Annotated in this window: 7 protein-coding genes; 3 read left to right on the top strand and 4 right to left on the bottom strand. The window is 44.3% G+C overall.

Annotated features, from left to right (window positions below; genetic code table 11):
* Positions 1 to 18: 18 nt before the first annotated feature.
* Positions 19 to 5406, bottom strand: a complete 5388-nt coding sequence (locus ACLD71_RS11410; RefSeq protein ID WP_411990782.1) for a response regulator — start codon at positions 5404 to 5406, stop codon at positions 19 to 21.
* A 276-nt stretch (positions 5407 to 5682) separates the two neighbouring features.
* On the opposite strand from ACLD71_RS11410, the gene ACLD71_RS11405 reads away from it, so the two are divergent.
* The gene (locus ACLD71_RS11405) at positions 5683 to 6222 is read left to right on the top strand and encodes a hypothetical protein (protein ID WP_411990781.1); all 540 of its coding nucleotides are present in this window, start codon (positions 5683 to 5685) and stop codon (positions 6220 to 6222) included.
* A gap of 55 nt (positions 6223 to 6277) precedes the next feature.
* Here the strand turns inward: ACLD71_RS11405 and ACLD71_RS11400 are convergent, their stop codons facing one another.
* The 3 genes from ACLD71_RS11400 to ACLD71_RS11390 form a co-directional block, all read right to left on the bottom strand.
* Positions 6278 to 9121, bottom strand: coding sequence for a glycosyl hydrolase family 8 (locus tag ACLD71_RS11400; protein WP_411990780.1), 2844 nt, complete (start codon positions 9119 to 9121; stop codon positions 6278 to 6280).
* Between the two features lie 369 nt (positions 9122 to 9490).
* Complete coding sequence (locus ACLD71_RS11395; RefSeq protein ID WP_411990779.1) at positions 9491 to 12040, bottom strand: glycosyl hydrolase family 8; 2550 nt, start codon at positions 12038 to 12040, stop codon at positions 9491 to 9493.
* A gap of 340 nt (positions 12041 to 12380) precedes the next feature.
* Positions 12381 to 13091, bottom strand: coding sequence for a pirin family protein (locus tag ACLD71_RS11390; protein WP_411990778.1), 711 nt, complete (start codon positions 13089 to 13091; stop codon positions 12381 to 12383).
* Between the two features lie 347 nt (positions 13092 to 13438).
* Between ACLD71_RS11390 and rsgA the strand changes: the two genes are divergently transcribed.
* Together rsgA and ACLD71_RS11380 are read left to right on the top strand one after the other, a co-directional pair.
* Positions 13439 to 14491: a ribosome small subunit-dependent GTPase A gene (rsgA, locus tag ACLD71_RS11385; protein WP_411990777.1), complete on the top strand. Its 1053-nt coding sequence runs from the start codon at positions 13439 to 13441 to the stop codon at positions 14489 to 14491.
* A 145-nt stretch (positions 14492 to 14636) separates the two neighbouring features.
* Positions 14637 to 16049, top strand: a complete 1413-nt coding sequence (locus ACLD71_RS11380) for a hypothetical protein (RefSeq protein WP_411990776.1) — start codon at positions 14637 to 14639, stop codon at positions 16047 to 16049.
* Positions 16050 to 16169: the final 120 nt, after the last annotated feature.

Here is a 16169-nt window from a genome sequence, read left to right as displayed (position 1 = left end):
TTGTTAAGATGATGTAAATCAACTCAAACTTTGTTGCAGAGCCGCTAACTTAACGGCAGCCTCTTCAAAGTCATATTCAGCCGCCGCTCGATTAATACTCACTAACTGTTTTTTTATCTGTTCGGGGAACGCTAACTCTACCAATTCATCAATCCGCTCAACCGCATCGGCGTCGCACTCTTCTAACTGAAAACTGAGCTGAGCAAACTCAGATTTAAGTTGTGCGATATTTTTATCGAACAATGAGCTATCGTCAGTGGCTGAAGGGCGGTTTGCATTAGGCAACAATAGAGCTATCTCCCCCAAAGCCAAATGCAGTTGGGTAGCAAGGTTAGCGAGCAATGTTTGAATGCGCTCAACGCTGTTTTCAAAACTATCCCCTAATTCGCCTTGCTTAATCGAGTTAGCTACAGCTTCCAACTCTGCGGCTGCATCTTGTAAGGCTAACGCACCAATATTCCCAGAGTTCCCCTTTAAGGTATGAACAAGTCGAGTGGCGAGCTCCCAATCTAACTCGCCAACGGCGACTTCAAATTCTTCGACAAATTGCTGCTGACTATTGCTAAATTTTGTTAGCAGCTTCAGATATAAGCCGCTATTACCATTACAGGTAGCTAGACCAGCGACTTGATTAATCAGTTCAGGGTTCAGGCTTTGGGCTACCGCCATGTCACTGGTTACAAGCTGATCACCGGAAACACCTGCCCCTTTAATACCAGACGCTTGAATCCACTGAGCCATAGTAGTGATCATGGTTTCTACATCAATCGGTTTACTAATGTAATCATTCATACCAGCGCTAATCACTTTTTCTCGGTCACCACTCATGGCGTTGGCGGTCATGGCAATCACCACTATTTCCAAATCAAATTCGCGGATCTTTTGAGTCGCAGAGTAACCATCCATTACTGGCATTTGAATATCCATCAATACCCCGTCGTAGCGATTAACACGCAGTTTATCTATCGCTATTTGGCCGTTTTCAGCTAAGTCACAACTCACATCAATACTGTTAAGTAGCTCTAGGGCTAAGTCTTGATTCAGCTCGTTGTCTTCAACCAGTAATACATGGGCTCCACGCAGTTTACGCTTGGCGTCACTCAACTTATCACTGAGTTTTGCAACCGGTGTATACAACTCGATGTCTCGTCCGCTAATTCGCGCAATGGCGTTAAATACTTCCGAGGCGGTAATCGGTTTGGATAAATAAGCACTGACCCCGGCGTTTTCACTTTGTTGCTTGAACCGAGCGTGGTCATAGGCTGAAACAATAATGAAACCAATAGGATGGCTACCTGCTTCTTGGCGAATTGCTTCGCAAGTTGCGACTCCGTCCATATCAGGCATATTCCAATCAACAATCGCCGCATCAAACAGCTCTGGTTGCTTCGCGACCAACTGTTGAGCTTCGGCTCCTGAGTGCACAACGCTGACAATTGGACCAAAAGAAGAAACAATTGAAGCCATGATATCGGCGGCACTTTCATTATCATCTACCACCAATATTTGCATATCGCCTAATCTGCTAGCACCCAAGGCATTACGTAAACTAGGGCGACTATGGTTGAGCTGAAACCATGCGGTAAACACAAACTCAGTGCCCTCGCCTAACACGCTATTTATCCATATTTCGCCTTCCATTAGCTCAACCAAACGCTTGCAAATGGTTAAACCTAATCCGGTGCCACCATATTCTCGGGTGGTAGACGTATCCGCCTGAGTGAAAGATTGAAACAGCTTTAGTTGCTGCTCGGGTGAAATACCAATACCACTGTCTTTTACTGAAAACTGCAATTTGGCTTGGTCGCTTGCTTGCTCCAGTAATTTCACTGTAAATACAATCTCACCCTGATCAGTGAACTTAATCGCATTGCTGGCCAAGTTAGTAAAAATTTGCCCTAAACGAAGCGGGTCACCCATCAAATTATTAGGCACTTGGGGCTCAACCATAGTGACAACTTCAATGCCCTTTTCTTGCGCTTTAAGCTCAATTAAATTCAGTTGGTTTTGCAGAATATCTTGAATACAAATATCCAAGCTTTCCATGTCTAACTTGCCCGCTTCAATTTTTGAAAAATCGAGAATGTCATTGATAATGCCAAGTAACGAAGCCGCAGCATGTGATACTTTGTTTAAGTAACTGCGCGTTTTTCGGTCCAAGTCAGCATTTAGCGCGAGATGTGTCATGCCAATAATGGCGTTCATCGGCGTACGAATTTCGTGGCTCATATTGGCTAAAAAGTCAGACTTAGCGCGATTAGCATGATCAGCTTGGTCAATGGCGAGGGTTAGCTGAGTATTAAGCTCTTTAAGTTCACTAATGTCGTAACACCAAAATAATACCGCTTTGTGTTCTTTAAATTCGGTATTGAGATAATTGGCTAAGCCGGTAAAACGTGAACCATCGGTACGTTTAAAATCAATCTCCTGATTAACCACCGGTTCGCCTTTACTCAGCTGTTCATAACAAGCCTCTCGCTGAGACTTGTCATTGTAGATATCGCCAACATTAAAATTGTCTAAGTCTTCGGCTTCTACACCAAACATGTCGCGAGCGGTTTTGTTGGAGAAAAAGGTCTGGTCATTGGCAACAATAGCCACGCCTATCGGTGCGGAGTTGAGCATGTCAAACAACAGTTGCTCGCGAGCTTGTAGTTTTAACTCAGCCTGCTCGCGCGCCTTAATATGGGTTGCTAGTCGGCGGTTCCAAAATAGCGTTAGTACCACCAATACTAACGCTCCTAACCCCACCTGCCACACCAAGCTATAGTCGATTTTCTCAACCACTTTATGCGGCGCCCATTTAGATACAACAGTGTCTTTTTGCTGCTGGGTGACTGCAGCAATGGCTTTACTCACAATGGACTGTAATAAAGGCTGGGTTTTAAGCACATATAAGGTAGAAGAGACATTTTTGTCAAAATCTCCTGCCACCGATAAATTGGCGTACCCACGGTGATGGATAATATAGTTAAGCACCAACACGGTATCTACCATGCCGTCAATTTCACCTTGCTCAACCAACTCAATGCCTTGCTCGGTATTATTGGGAAATATCCAATCTACATCTAAGTGGCGCTCCACAATCTCGTCGGTTTGTGAGGCGCCTTTAATTATGCCAATGGTTTTCCCTTCTAATTGGTTGAAGGAATCAATTAAATTTCCACCTTTACGCCCTACGTAACTCACCTCACTTTTGGTTATAGGTAACGTAGCGGTGTAATCCAACTCTAAATGGGTATTGCCAAAAGCTGCCGAAGCCAGCAACACCTCGCGTTGATGAATCAAGTCTAACGACTGCTCCCAAGATTCAACCTCCACCGGCTCAAACACAATCCCGGTACTGGCAGAAATAAGCTGTAGGTAATCAGCAACAATACCAATGTACTGGCCGTCACTATCAAATGCTTCGTAAGGCAACGCTGCTGGGTCAACCGCTACTTTTACCAATGGATTTTCAAGTATCCATTGCTGCTCTGCTGCAGTTAAGTTAAGCAGTTGCCCAGATAAACCATGCCGTTCGTAGGCCAACCTCATATCGGCCAACTCCGGTTCACTTAACATGGTGAATTGGCTTAAGTCTGGCACGCTGGCAGAGATAATCGCTTCTGGGGTATTGGTTTCGGTATAAAACGTAATATTACCCACTTTATCGGTGCTGCCGTTTTGTACCAAAAAGCTCTCTTTTGACAGGCGGCTAAGATTACTCACCTGCATAAAATCTACGCTTTGTAATTCACCATCTCGCTCTTGAAGCTGCAAGATGACCTGATTCGGTGAATCAGAACTGACGGTCACTCCTTGAATGTTTGAGTTTTTATAAAACACTCTAAGAATGTTTCTTAGCTGTTTGATATCGTTATTAAAAATGTAAGGTGCAACAACATCGGCGATGAGGTTACCCCGCTTTATCTGGTTGATGAAGCTAGACGCCATGTAAAGCTCAACCAGTTGCGCATAACTGTCGCTTTGTTTTAACCCACCAAGCGCTTGATTAAAAAAATCTCGTATACGCTCATCTCTAAACGCTACTTTATAGCCCACTTCAGACTGAACAAAAATATCGTTAAATTGGTAATCAACCACTAAGCCATTGGCAGATTCACCGTAACTAATCGCCCACTTAACCAACGCTTCATCGGCCACCAGAATATCGGCCTCTCCAGCAAAAAACTCAGCTAACGACTGCTCTTGAACCACATGTTCTCGATAACTAGAGAACGGCTTTTCTGAGTTATTGATTTGCGAGGAATACAAACGTTTTGAACCATCAAACCCCGTTACACTATATTCGCTAAGCTGGCTGGGGCGAGTCAGTTCCAAGTCATCGATAGCGCGGCTTACTGCCACATTGTTAAACACCACAATGTCATCGGAATAAAACAGCCCTTCAACTTCTTCAAGCACCCCTGCTGAAAAATCTAATGCTTGGTCTTCATTGAGGATTTCTTCGCCACGAAAGGTAGGCAACTGTTCAATATTACCTAACTGGTAACCCATTGAAGAAAACACCCGCCGAACTATTTCATACTCTAGGCCAGCTTCCGAGCTTTGGTCATACATGTACGGAGCACGCCCATAACCAAAGGCGCCATTCATAATATTTTGCGATGAGCTGTCCTTAAGCCATTGCCCTGAAATGCGATTGCGGGTTTCTATATCGATAGACTTAAGGGTTTTATCAATTACAGACAACAAAATAGGAGATTGCTTTGCTAAGCCTAGAGATATTGGGATGTTTTTACGCCCAGTGACCACGATGTTCTTTTTGATCTTGTTTAAACGCAGTTTATTTTTTAGATATAGCGAAGAACTCAGCTCGCCAATGGTAGCATCAACCTCCCCCTTCTCCACCGCTCGCAAACAATGTGACAACTCGGTATAAGATTTAAGTGTAATGGTGGGGTAACGCTGTTTTAACCAGGCGGTTTGCTCAAAACCTTCTACTACCGCTAAGGTTTTTCCCGATAACTCGTCCAAGGAGCCAAGCACCGGCGTATTGCTTTGGGTAAACAGATACTCGGTATGTAATAGGTAGGGTTCAGAAAAATTTACATAACTGGTTTTTTCTTGGTCAAAAAACATCATTGGAATAATGTCGAACCGCTGCTGCTTAAAGCCTTGCAACATCTCCAACCACGGTAAGCCGATTTGGTAGGTAAAGGTTAAGCCGCTTAGCTTGGCAATTTCGTTTAGGTAGTCACGTGAAATACCGTCATATTCACCTGCATCATTAACAAAGGCATAAGGGTAAAAGTTAACATCGGCCACCACAGAAATAGCCGATTGCTGGTCAATCCATTGCTGCTCTTCTTGACTAAAATTGAGCTCGTTTGCACTTGCCTGACCAAGCGCTAAAACAAACAAGGTAAGTGCAATCCTTAGCACTAAAATGCGGGTCCACATAAATAGCATCGTTCACCAATGTATATGTTTTATCACTAAATTAAACAGCCTAGATATCTGCTAGTAGGCAAAAAGAAAAGACTCATTTGCTATTAATGATAGTAGACCATGAAGTGAAAGCAGGTGATTTATGAGTGAGGGTTTTGACTTAGCTCCAGCTTTAAACACCCAGAGGCATTTTGTCGTAAACAACCATAAAACTGTCATTTATGACTAAAGATATCCTCTGCTCTGCTCATTATACTAAATCAAACTAATAACACGGCGAGCCAAACCATGAACATGTGCGCAGAGATAACACTTTTAGACGAAATATTAGCGCCCTATAAGACACAAATAGGCGAAGACTATTTGGCTTATAAAAACCATGTATTACGTATGCTTAACATTTGCTTTTACTTAGCCAATCCGGATCAACAACAGACCCAAAAACTGATTATTGCTGCGGCTTTTCGCGATATTGGTTTGTGGACCAATAACACGGTGGATTATTTGCCACCTTCTTTGATTCATGCAGAGCGTTACCTACAACAGCAAAACCTAGGCGAATGGTCGGAAGAGATTGCACTTATCATCGATCAGCACCATAAAGTGAGAGCGTTTACTGATCCTCGTTACCCGTTGGTAGAATACTTTCGACAGGCCGATTTAGTGGATTTTTCTTTAGGTCTTGTCAAACATGGGGTGCCAGTGGGTTTTATAAAGCAACTTAAACAAACATTGCCTAATCACGGCTTTCATAAAATGTTATTAAGACGCACTTGGCAGCGAATTAAACAACAACCATTTAGCCCTGCACCAATGATGAAATGGTAAAAAAAGCATGGCTATACAGCTGCCATGCTTAACATCTAAAGCCTAAGGTTAAGGCTTAATTCACTGGAGTAAACTTAATCCAATTAAGGTTAAAGTTACCTTGAAGAATATTAATACGCAGAGTTTGGCTGCCACCGCTAACCACAACGTTATTGGTGGTTTGGCTTTGCCAGTTTTGCCACCCGCCCGTTGCGCTTACGCTGGTATTACCAACAATTTGCTGACCAGCCAACTTAAGGTTATAGCTACCGCCACCAGGGCTTGAAGCAACTCGAACATCAACAGTATAAGTGCCAGCGGCTAAATCTACGCTGTACTCTAACCATTCGCCCGCTGCTGTCCAACCTACGTTGTAACCGCCACCTACATCAGAGGTCATTTGCAAATCAACATCGTCACTACGGTGGCTGCCACCCGCATTGCCACTAGTGGTATCGTAGAACTGGGTGTAGTCCTCAGCTTGCACTAGCACTTCGCTTGGCGTGCCAGGATTACCGCCGCCAGTATCACCACCGGTGCTGCTACCACTGTATAGCTTGTACCAATCAAGCAAGGTATCGTTTTGGCCTACATCACTTTCCAGTACAAACTTCAACGCGCTAGCATTGCTGGCTAAGCTGAAGGTGACTGTTTGCTCTGTACGAGTAATACCACTAAAGGTAGCTGTAGCCACTTTTTGCGCGTCAGCATAAATGCTGATACCTGCAGCAGTGTTATTGCTTGAAGAGCCGTTGATCACCAAGCTATAGTCGCCAGCAGATAAATTACTGCTGTTTACCGTTACCGATTCAGAGTTTCCATAAAGGATTACGCCTGCATACGGCGAGGTAATAGGCTGACGATAAGAAGGTGAAATAACACCATCTTCAAATTGCGCCTGTTCAAGCAACTCACCATCAACCGGTGGATTAGTTGGGTTACCGCCACCATCGTTAGCGCTAACCGTAACGGTTACCGTGCCGTTAGCACTAGCTTGACCATCACTAATGGTGTAACCAAAGCTGTCGCTGCCAACAAAACCACCATTAGGCGTGTAACTCAGTGCATTGCCAACTTGGCTAACACTGCCGTTACCCGCTTGGGTATAGCTAGTCAGTGATAATGCATCACCATCGGCATCACTGTCGTTTTGCAATACTGAAATACTTACCGCAGTATCTTGAGTTGTTGAAGCACTATCGTTGTTGGCTGTTGGTGGGTTATTGCCACCAGATGGTGGAGGCGTCACCACGTCACATTCACCCGCAGGACAAATAATTCGGTAGTTACCACTTAACGCTAAGAAACCAAACATGTACAAGGTACCGTCGTAATAGCGGTATTTACCACTTGGTACCGGGGTATCCCAAAGCGCTTGAACAAATTCCCAAGAACGCTGATTGTCTGAGGCCAAACTCGCCACAGCATTCATCGATACTAAACCAGGAGAATGATCAGAGTTGTTTTCGTATGGTGTGCCATTTAGCTCATACAAGCTTGAGTAGGAGTCTATACCTTCACCCTTGAAGAAGCTCTGTAAAGCATTTACATAGGTGGTTTGCCATGGGTCATTCTGCCACCAAGCAAAGTCCATTGCGGCATTACCTACAGTGCGCCAAGCGTCGTATTGGAAAGTATCTTTCCAATGTTGAAAATCGCCATGTGGTGTGCCGTCAAAGTAAGCGTAATCAGGACTTAAGCCATTTGCCGGATTAACGGTAGACTTTAAGAAAGCTCGGCTGGTCACAGCTAAATCAGCCCAAAAACTGTTGTTGTTATCCGCCCAACGTGCCCATAGCTCATAAAAAGCGGGCAGGTGATAAGACGGATCAGTCCAGTTTCTGTCGGTAGGCGTGGCAGGAGAGAATACAATTTGTTTTTCAGCATGGTTAAACAAGCTGAACTCTTCTAACTGGCCTTGGTTGTTATAGCGAGTTTGGCCGTTGCCATACATATCTTTTAAGATTTGGTTGGCTTGCTCTCGGTAGTTATAAATACCATTGCCATCACCCCATAAGTTTGAGGCAAAAAATAACGCCGTAACAAAATACTCTTCACCGTCTGGCGCAGGGTTAGCATCTTGAATATTGCCTGAAGTGCTTACCTTCCAAGCAAAGTACCCTTTGTTATTTCCTGATTTGTTCAAAGAGTAAGTATGCGCCCACTTCCACAACTTGTTGAAGTCATCTTGACGGCCCATTTGCACGGCCATCATCATGCCGTAAGACATCCCTTCACTACGAACATCGTTGTTACCAACGTCCCAAATGTAAGCCATATCGTTGCCTACTGGGATGAAAATGGCTTTATCGGCAATATCACTACTATGGAATAGTTGGTCGTAAACAGCTTGAACTTTGGCATCTACTTCGGCAGCAGAGTAGCCTAATTCTTGGAACATATTACGATACACGCCAGTGTCGTAGGCACCGGCACTTGGTAGCACAGGCGCACCAGGAAGAGCAGCTATATCACCCACTCGGTGTAATTCATACCAATCTAAAAAGGTATCGTTACTGCCATTATCGGTTTCAAGCTTAAACTGTAAGGTTGGGTTAGCAGGCTGGCTATCAAGCTTAAAAGTAATGCTATTAACTGACGCACTGGTTCCTGAAAACTCGGTAGCACCCAGTTTTTTGCCACCTAAATACACGCTAATACCCGCAGCATTATTGGCACTGCTAGCTCCGCGAATATCTAATCTAAACTGCCCAGGTACGTTACTCAATTGGGCTTGCGCTTCTACGCCATCGTTATTGGCATAAGCGGCTACGCCGTTAAAGGGGCTGTCGACAGCGCCCGAGTAGCCCGGCAATAAACTGCCATTTTCTAGCTCAAATTTTTGCAATAGCTCGGCCGAGCAAATGGGCGATAATAGCCCTAAACTCAGCACCGCCAGCACTGTTTTGTTAAAGATCATTCCTTTTATCCTCATATATGGTGTCTTGCATAGTTGGCAACCGCCAAAATAATATTTGGCTTAAGTTGCTATTTAGCTCTTAATTTGGAAGAGCTAGCTATTTTTTGTTTTATATGCAGCACAGACTTTAGCAGTGACTAAAAATACGCCAAGGGTAAATGAAAACTATCGTTAGCAGCAAAAGAAAGATCGTACAAAAAACACTCTAAAGTGTGAGCGGCATTAACAAAATGTTAACGCTAACAATTAGCATTCTAAATCTAGAAGTAAGGATTTGAAGGTATTTAAAAGCGGTATTGTGTTAAATAAAAATAACAAGGGAGGCCGCAGCCTCCCTTTGTTTAATAACATAGTTGTTACAGCTTTATGTTAGTTACATACCGTACCATTCACGGTAACTAACTCTGCTGGCGTATTCACTACACCTTTGTTGCCTTGCATTCCAAAGCTCACCGTTTGACCCGGTTGAATAGTAGAATTCCAAGATAATGAGCTAGCGGTGTACGCGTCAGTACCAACAAGTTGGGTATTCCAACTGTTGGTCACTGTTGAGCCGTTTACATAAGCCCAGTTCACTTCCCAGCCATTAATTGCCGCGCTGCCATTGTTAGCAATTGTAATACTGGCAACAAAGCCACTATTCCATTCATTATCAATGCTATAGCTACAACTAGCGCCACTACCTGCACTCGTCACAGTAATGCTAGAGGTGAAACTATCGCTGCCACCATTAGCATCAGTTACCGTTAACTTTGCGTGGTAAGTTCCTGCGCTGGCGTAACTATGGCTAGCAGCTGCACCGGTTGAGCCATTGGTATCGCCAAAGTCCCAGCTAAAACTTAAGCTGTCATTGTCTACATAGTTAGAGCATGCAGCATCAAAACTCACAGTTTGGCCAACAGTCGCTGCTTCACTACTAACACTAAAACATGCGCTTGGCGGGTTATTTACGCTAGAATCTTGCACCGCAATTGTCACATTAGCGCTGGCGATTTCTTCACCATCAGTAATAGTGTAACTAAAGCTATCTTCGCCAAAAAATTCACTATTAGGCGTGTAATTTAAGGTATCACCCACTTGGCTTACTGCACCATTATTTGGCTGAGTAAAGCTAGCAATGCTTAGGCTATCGCCGTCTAGGTCTCTATCATTGTTTAGCACCGCTACCGTTACTGGCGTATCCTGCTGGGTGCTTGCGCTATCGTTAACAGCTACTGGTGGGCGGTTACCCACTGGCGGAGGAGTTACCGCATCACACTCTCCTGCTGGGCAGATAATTTGGTAATTACCACTCAGTGCCAACATACCAAACATATACAAAGTGCCATCGTAATAACGCCATTTACCACTTGGTACTGGCGTATCCCATAGCGCTTGTACAAACTCCCAAGAGCGTTGGTTATCTGATGCCAAACTGGCCATCGCATTCATTGCCACCAAACCCGGTGAATGGTCAGAGTTGCCTTGATAAGGTGTGCCATTTAACTCATACAAGCTTGAGTAGGAATCAATACCTTCACCTTTAAAAAAGGTTTGTAAACTATTCACATAAGTGGTTTGCCATGGGTCATTGTTCCACCAAGCAAAGTCCATGGCCGCATTACCCACGGTGCGCCATGCATCGTATTGGAAGGTCACTTTATGCGCTTGAAACTCGCCATGTGGGCGACCATCAAAATAAGCATAATCAGGACTCAAGCCATTCTCTGCATTCACTGTGGTTTTTAGAAACGCGCGGCTAGTAAGCGCTAAGTCAGCCCAAAAGCTGTTGTTGTTATCCGCCCAACGCGCCCATAACTCGTAAAACGCAGGCAAGTGGTAAGAAGGGTCTGTCCAATTTCTATCGCTTGGCGTGGCAGGAGAAAATACAATTTGTTTGTCTTCATGGCTAAACAAACTGAATTCTTCTAACTGGCCTTGGTTGTTATAGCGAGTTTGGCCGTTACCGTACATATCTTTTAAGATTTGGTTGGCTTGCTCACGGTAGTTGTAAATACCGCTTCCATCGCCCCAGCGATTAGAGGCAAAAAACAGCGCGGTAGCGAAGTATTCTTCACCATCTGGTGCAGGGTTGGCATCTTGCACATTACCCGCAGTACTCACTTTCCAGGCAAAGTAACCTTTGTTATTGCCTGATTTATTGAGTGAATAGGTATGGGCCCACTTCCATAATTTGTTGAAGTCTTCTTGACGGCCCATTTGTACCGCCATCATCATGCCGTAAGACATTCCTTCACTGCGCACGTCGTTATTACCGACATCCCAGATATAGGCCATATCATTACCAACTGGGATGAAAATAGCTTGATTGGTCGTATCGGTGCTGTGGAATAACTGGTCGTAAACCGCTTGGACTTTGGCATCCACTTCGGCTTTAGAATAGCCGAGTTCTTGGAACATATTTCGGTAAATACCGCTCTCATAAGCGCCAGTATTTGGTAATACAGGAGCAGCAGGAAGTGACGCTATATCTCCAACACGGTGCAATTCAAACCAATCTAAATAGGTGTCATTGCTACCGTTATCGCTTTCTAACTTAAACTGTAGGGTTGATGAGCTGGTTTGTGCATCTAACTTGAAGTTGATACTGCTTACCGATGCGGCCGTACCCGAAAACTCGGTAGAGCCGAGTTTTTTGTCGCCCAAATACACACTAATACCTGCGGCATTATTGGCACTACTCGCCCCGCGAATATCGAGCCTAAACTGCCCTGGAACATTGCTTAATTGAGCTTGAACCTCTACGCCATCGTTATTAGCATAAGCAGCAATACCATTAAATGGGCTATCGATGGCACTTGAGTAACCTGGCAGTAAGCTGCCATTTTCTAACTCAAATTTTTGTAAGACTTCAGCTGAGCTTAGTGGCGATATTAATGCAGCGCTCAACACAGCAAGTCCGTAAGGTTTAAAGATCATTCCTTTATCCTCAAAATAGTGGTTAACATGAGCGGTAAAAGCCTGCTAAAACGCGATAAGCGCCCCCACAAATACCCTCTCAAAAATGTAAGTAATTTTGCTGTTGTTAGATTTTTATGCAGCCAGAACCATAGCAGCTGAGCGACAAAGCCCAAGTTAAAATGTAATTTATCATTAGCGAGTGTGGGAAATTGTACACATTTGGATTGAAACTGTGAGCAAGCTTTCAAAAATGTGAGCGCTAACAAACCTCCGTAAACAACCCTCCAAAGAGATTTATGTGCATCGAATTACTACCGTCATGCTAACTAGCGTTAGCAAACTCATTCAGAGTGAGTGTTTATGCACTCGGCAAATCAAACCAAAGCGCTTCTAAAGGGTAATTTTCAGTCGTGATAGTTAGCGCTTGCTCTCCTGATACCCCTACTCCATCACCAGGTCGAACCGTGTGGGCAGAACCAGAAAGCTGCTGCAAATTTGCCGCGCCACTTATTACCTGCAAATAACCACAGGCTTTCATCACTTCAAGCTCAAAAGATTGATCTGGTGCTAGCACCAAACGATAAAGGGCTGCATCTTGCTGCATCACCAATGAGCCATCGCGGCCGTCTGGTGTCACTAGCGCGGTAAGCTTTGAATCTTGCTGGATAGTAGCCTGCTGATAACGGGGGACTAATCCATTGTGTTGTGGCTTTATCCAAATTTGCAAAAACTCCAAGGCATCAGAGCTACTGGCATTGTATTCGGAATGACTGACACCAGTGCCTGCGCTCATCACTTGAATGTCTCCGGCTGGCACCTGGTACTTGTTACCCATACTATCGATATGCTCAACCGCACCTTTGGTAACGTAAGAGATAATTTCCATATCGCGATGCTGGTGAGTATCAAAACCTTTTCCAGGCGCGACTTGATCCTGGTTGATCACCCGTAGCACTGAATATCCCATATGCTGAGGATCATGATAATTAGCAAATGAAAAGCTGTGTTGGCTTTTAAGCCATCCCAAGTCTGCAGATCCACGCTCATGCGCAGCTCGAAAATAATGCATAGTTAACGCTACTCCTCTTTTGCCCGCAATATTCGCTAAGGCTTTGCTATTTATACGCATTTACCAACAAAAACGTTTTAAACAGCCTAAGTATTTTGGGTTCCTCTTTGCCTAGACCAGATTTATCTCAATCACTATTCAAGTAATTATGGGTGTAGCACTCATTTTTTGATATTATTTAAGCGATTTTTAGTCAATAGCGAGGATACAAAATGATTGTAATCAACACTCCACGGGCTCAGGAACAAGCGTAATAACTCTCTCCTGCTCAGCCCGGTAATCACCGGGGCGTAATAACGACCCCTATATTATTTTTACATAGCACCAATGTGCTTGGGGTAATCTCAATGGGTAATTCTTTTTCTCTATCTCAACTTGGATGGAAACCCTTTTTTCAACAACAACTTACTTTAGACGAACTTGATTCGTGTATACCTGCTCGCGTATTTGAGCAACACCGTAGTGAATACGTGGTAGCAACTGAAACGGCCATGCAACGTATTGGCATTACACCTAACATGCCTAAGATGGCAGTGGGTGACTGGCTATTGATAGATGAAAACAATGGCGAGCCTAGGTTTTGTAAACACTTAGATCCGGCGACCTTATTTAGTCGAAAGGCAGTAGGTACACGCGCTGAATTGCAGCTAATTGCCGCTAACGTAGATACGGTGTTTATTGTTTGTTCCTTAAACAACAACTTTAACCTAAGTCGTATAGAACGCTATTTAGCAATGGCTAACGACGCTAACGTTGACCCAGTAGTAGTGTTAAGTAAAGCCGATACTTGCAACGACGTACCGCACTATGTTCAACAGGTACAACAGTTAGACCCCATGTTACTGGTTGAAGCAGTAAATGCGCTTGATACTCAAGACGTTGCCAAACTAGAGCCCAGGTGTAAACAAGGCCAAACAGTGGCGTTTATGGGATCTTCTGGTGTTGGTAAATCAACCTTAATCAATACCCTGTTAGGTGAGCAAAGCAGTGAAACCGCAGCCATTAGAGAAGCTGATAGTAAAGGTCGTCACACCACTACTGCTCGCGCTATGCATTTAATGGCCAAAGGCGGATTATTGCTAGATACACCGGGCATGCGAGAGTTACAACTTAGCGATTGTGAAGAGGGGGTAAACGCCACCTTTAATGACATCACTGAATTAGCTCAACAGTGCAAGTTTGGTGATTGCCAACACAACAGCGAACCTGGCTGCCAAGTTAGGCTGGCGATTAACAAGGGTGAATTAGAAGAGCGCCGACTGGTTAATTATCAAAAGCTAATGCGCGAACAGCAGTTTAACGCCGCTAGCATTGCTGAAAGGCGATTTGCCGATAAAGAACTAGGAAAGTTCTACCGACGAGTTCAAAACAGTAGCAAGCAGTTTAAACAGGGCGGTTAACCCAACCAAAGCGATAGCAGCTTGCTATCGCTTTTTCTTGATACAAATATAAATAACCCTATTGAAACTGTGCTTTAACGCTGATTTTTTCTTTTTGCTGTTAGCTAAAATTAGCTAATATTCAATGCGCTAAAGGGGTTAGCCTGTGAAACGAGTATTACTCAGTGTCTGTTTGTTGGCGGGAGGAAATGCCCAAGCAGCGAATAACGCCATTCCTTCGCCGCAACGTTGGTTAGACAGTGTTGAAAACGAACTTGCACCCTTTTGGCTTCATCAAGATGCTGCTGGTGAGCCCATGGGCAACTTCCCTACCTTTCGCTGTAACGACGGATCTTTGTATCAAGCTATAGACCCTTGCAACGATTTAGCCTTTGCACCCGATTGGATGAAACCTCATCTCGCTGAAAGCTACACGCGAATGCAAGCGCGACATACTTTTGTATATGGCGTTATTTTTCACTTAACCGGCGATAAACAAGCCTTAGAGCTGGCTAAAGCAGGCGTAGATTATTTACGCAATCATTTACTCGAAGAGCAAGGCTCGGTGGTTAGCGTAACTGAAAACGGCCAATCTAAATTCTCTGCCAAGCAGCGTACCACACAAGATTTAGCCTATGCCCAGCTTGGTATGGCCTTTTATTATTACTTAAGTGGCGACACACAGGTGCTTGCCGATTTACTTAAAGTTAAGGATTATATTTTTAAACAATACTGGGATGAGCAAGCTCAACGACTTCGCTGGGTAAACGCGCCGTCTAATAATGGCAGTGGTGAAGAGATAGAGTTAGTGGCTCAATTGGATCAAATCAATGCGTATATGTTGCTGATTGCTCCACTATTACCAGAGCCACACAAAAGCCAATGGGATGCTGATTTAGGTAAACTGTTAGACACCATAATGAGTCAGTTTTTACGCCCTCAAGATCATCGATTTTGGGGGACTAAACACGGTGCAGATTACCAACTCGACTCCTCTCGCCATAACGATTATGGGCACACCGCTAAATCGTGGTGGATGAGTTGGCTAGCCGCTGAGTATTTAGGTAAACAGCAACTTGCCAAACAAAGCCAACAAGGCTTACAAGACACCTTAGCCGCAGCGTTTATTGAGCAAGGCGACGGCGGTTGGCGGCGGCTCCCTAATGGCGCGCCCGCTATCTGGTGGGAATATGCTGAACTCGACCAATCGGCAGCCAGTTTAGCCTTGGTAGACCCCAATGCTCAGCAGTATTTAGTCAGCACTTATCCGCAATGGTTTGACCGTTTTGTTGCCAAAGATGGTGGCACCTACCCGGTGGCTAATCAAGGGCTGAAAATACATCTTTGGAAAAGTGATTATCACGCGTTGGAGCACGCATTAGTCGCCTACCTCACCAGCGCCCAACTGAGCGGAGAAAGTGCTCGTTTATACTTTGCCATGCCCGCCGACCAAGCTGTATTGCGCCAGCCTTATTTCTATTATGCCAAAGAGAGTAAAGCTGAAGCGTTAAAGAGCTGGCAAGGCTTAGCCATTAGCCAAGTCACGTATAAAAATATAGGAATTAAACAGGCTAAATAGCCAATAAATCAAAAGCCGAGCAAATTCTGCTCGGCGAATACTGTCTGAACTTAGGCATTTAAGTGGCCACTTAGACACTCATGTTTTTTCACTCCCAATTACGCAAAACCTTCATTAAAC

It is taken from the genome of Agarivorans sp. DSG3-1, from assembly GCF_046774965.1.
In the GTDB taxonomy this organism is placed as follows: Bacteria; Pseudomonadota; Gammaproteobacteria; order Enterobacterales; family Celerinatantimonadaceae; genus Agarivorans.
This window is presented reverse-complemented; position numbering and strand designations above follow the sequence as displayed.

Excerpts from the sequence above, each read along its gene's own strand:
- ACLD71_RS11405 (WP_411990781.1), top strand. The coding sequence starts at position 5,683 with ATGAACATGTGCGCAGAGATAACACTTTTAGACGAAATATTAGCGCCC.
- ACLD71_RS11390 (WP_411990778.1), bottom strand. The coding sequence starts at position 13,091 with ATGCATTATTTTCGAGCTGCGCATGAGCGTGGATCTGCAGACTTGGGA.
- ACLD71_RS11410 (WP_411990782.1), bottom strand. The coding sequence starts at position 5,406 with ATGTGGACCCGCATTTTAGTGCTAAGGATTGCACTTACCTTGTTTGTT.
- ACLD71_RS11400 (WP_411990780.1), bottom strand. The coding sequence starts at position 9,121 with ATGATCTTTAACAAAACAGTGCTGGCGGTGCTGAGTTTAGGGCTATTA.
- ACLD71_RS11395 (WP_411990779.1), bottom strand. The coding sequence starts at position 12,040 with ATGATCTTTAAACCTTACGGACTTGCTGTGTTGAGCGCTGCATTAATA.
- rsgA (WP_411990777.1), top strand. The coding sequence starts at position 13,439 with ATGGGTAATTCTTTTTCTCTATCTCAACTTGGATGGAAACCCTTTTTT.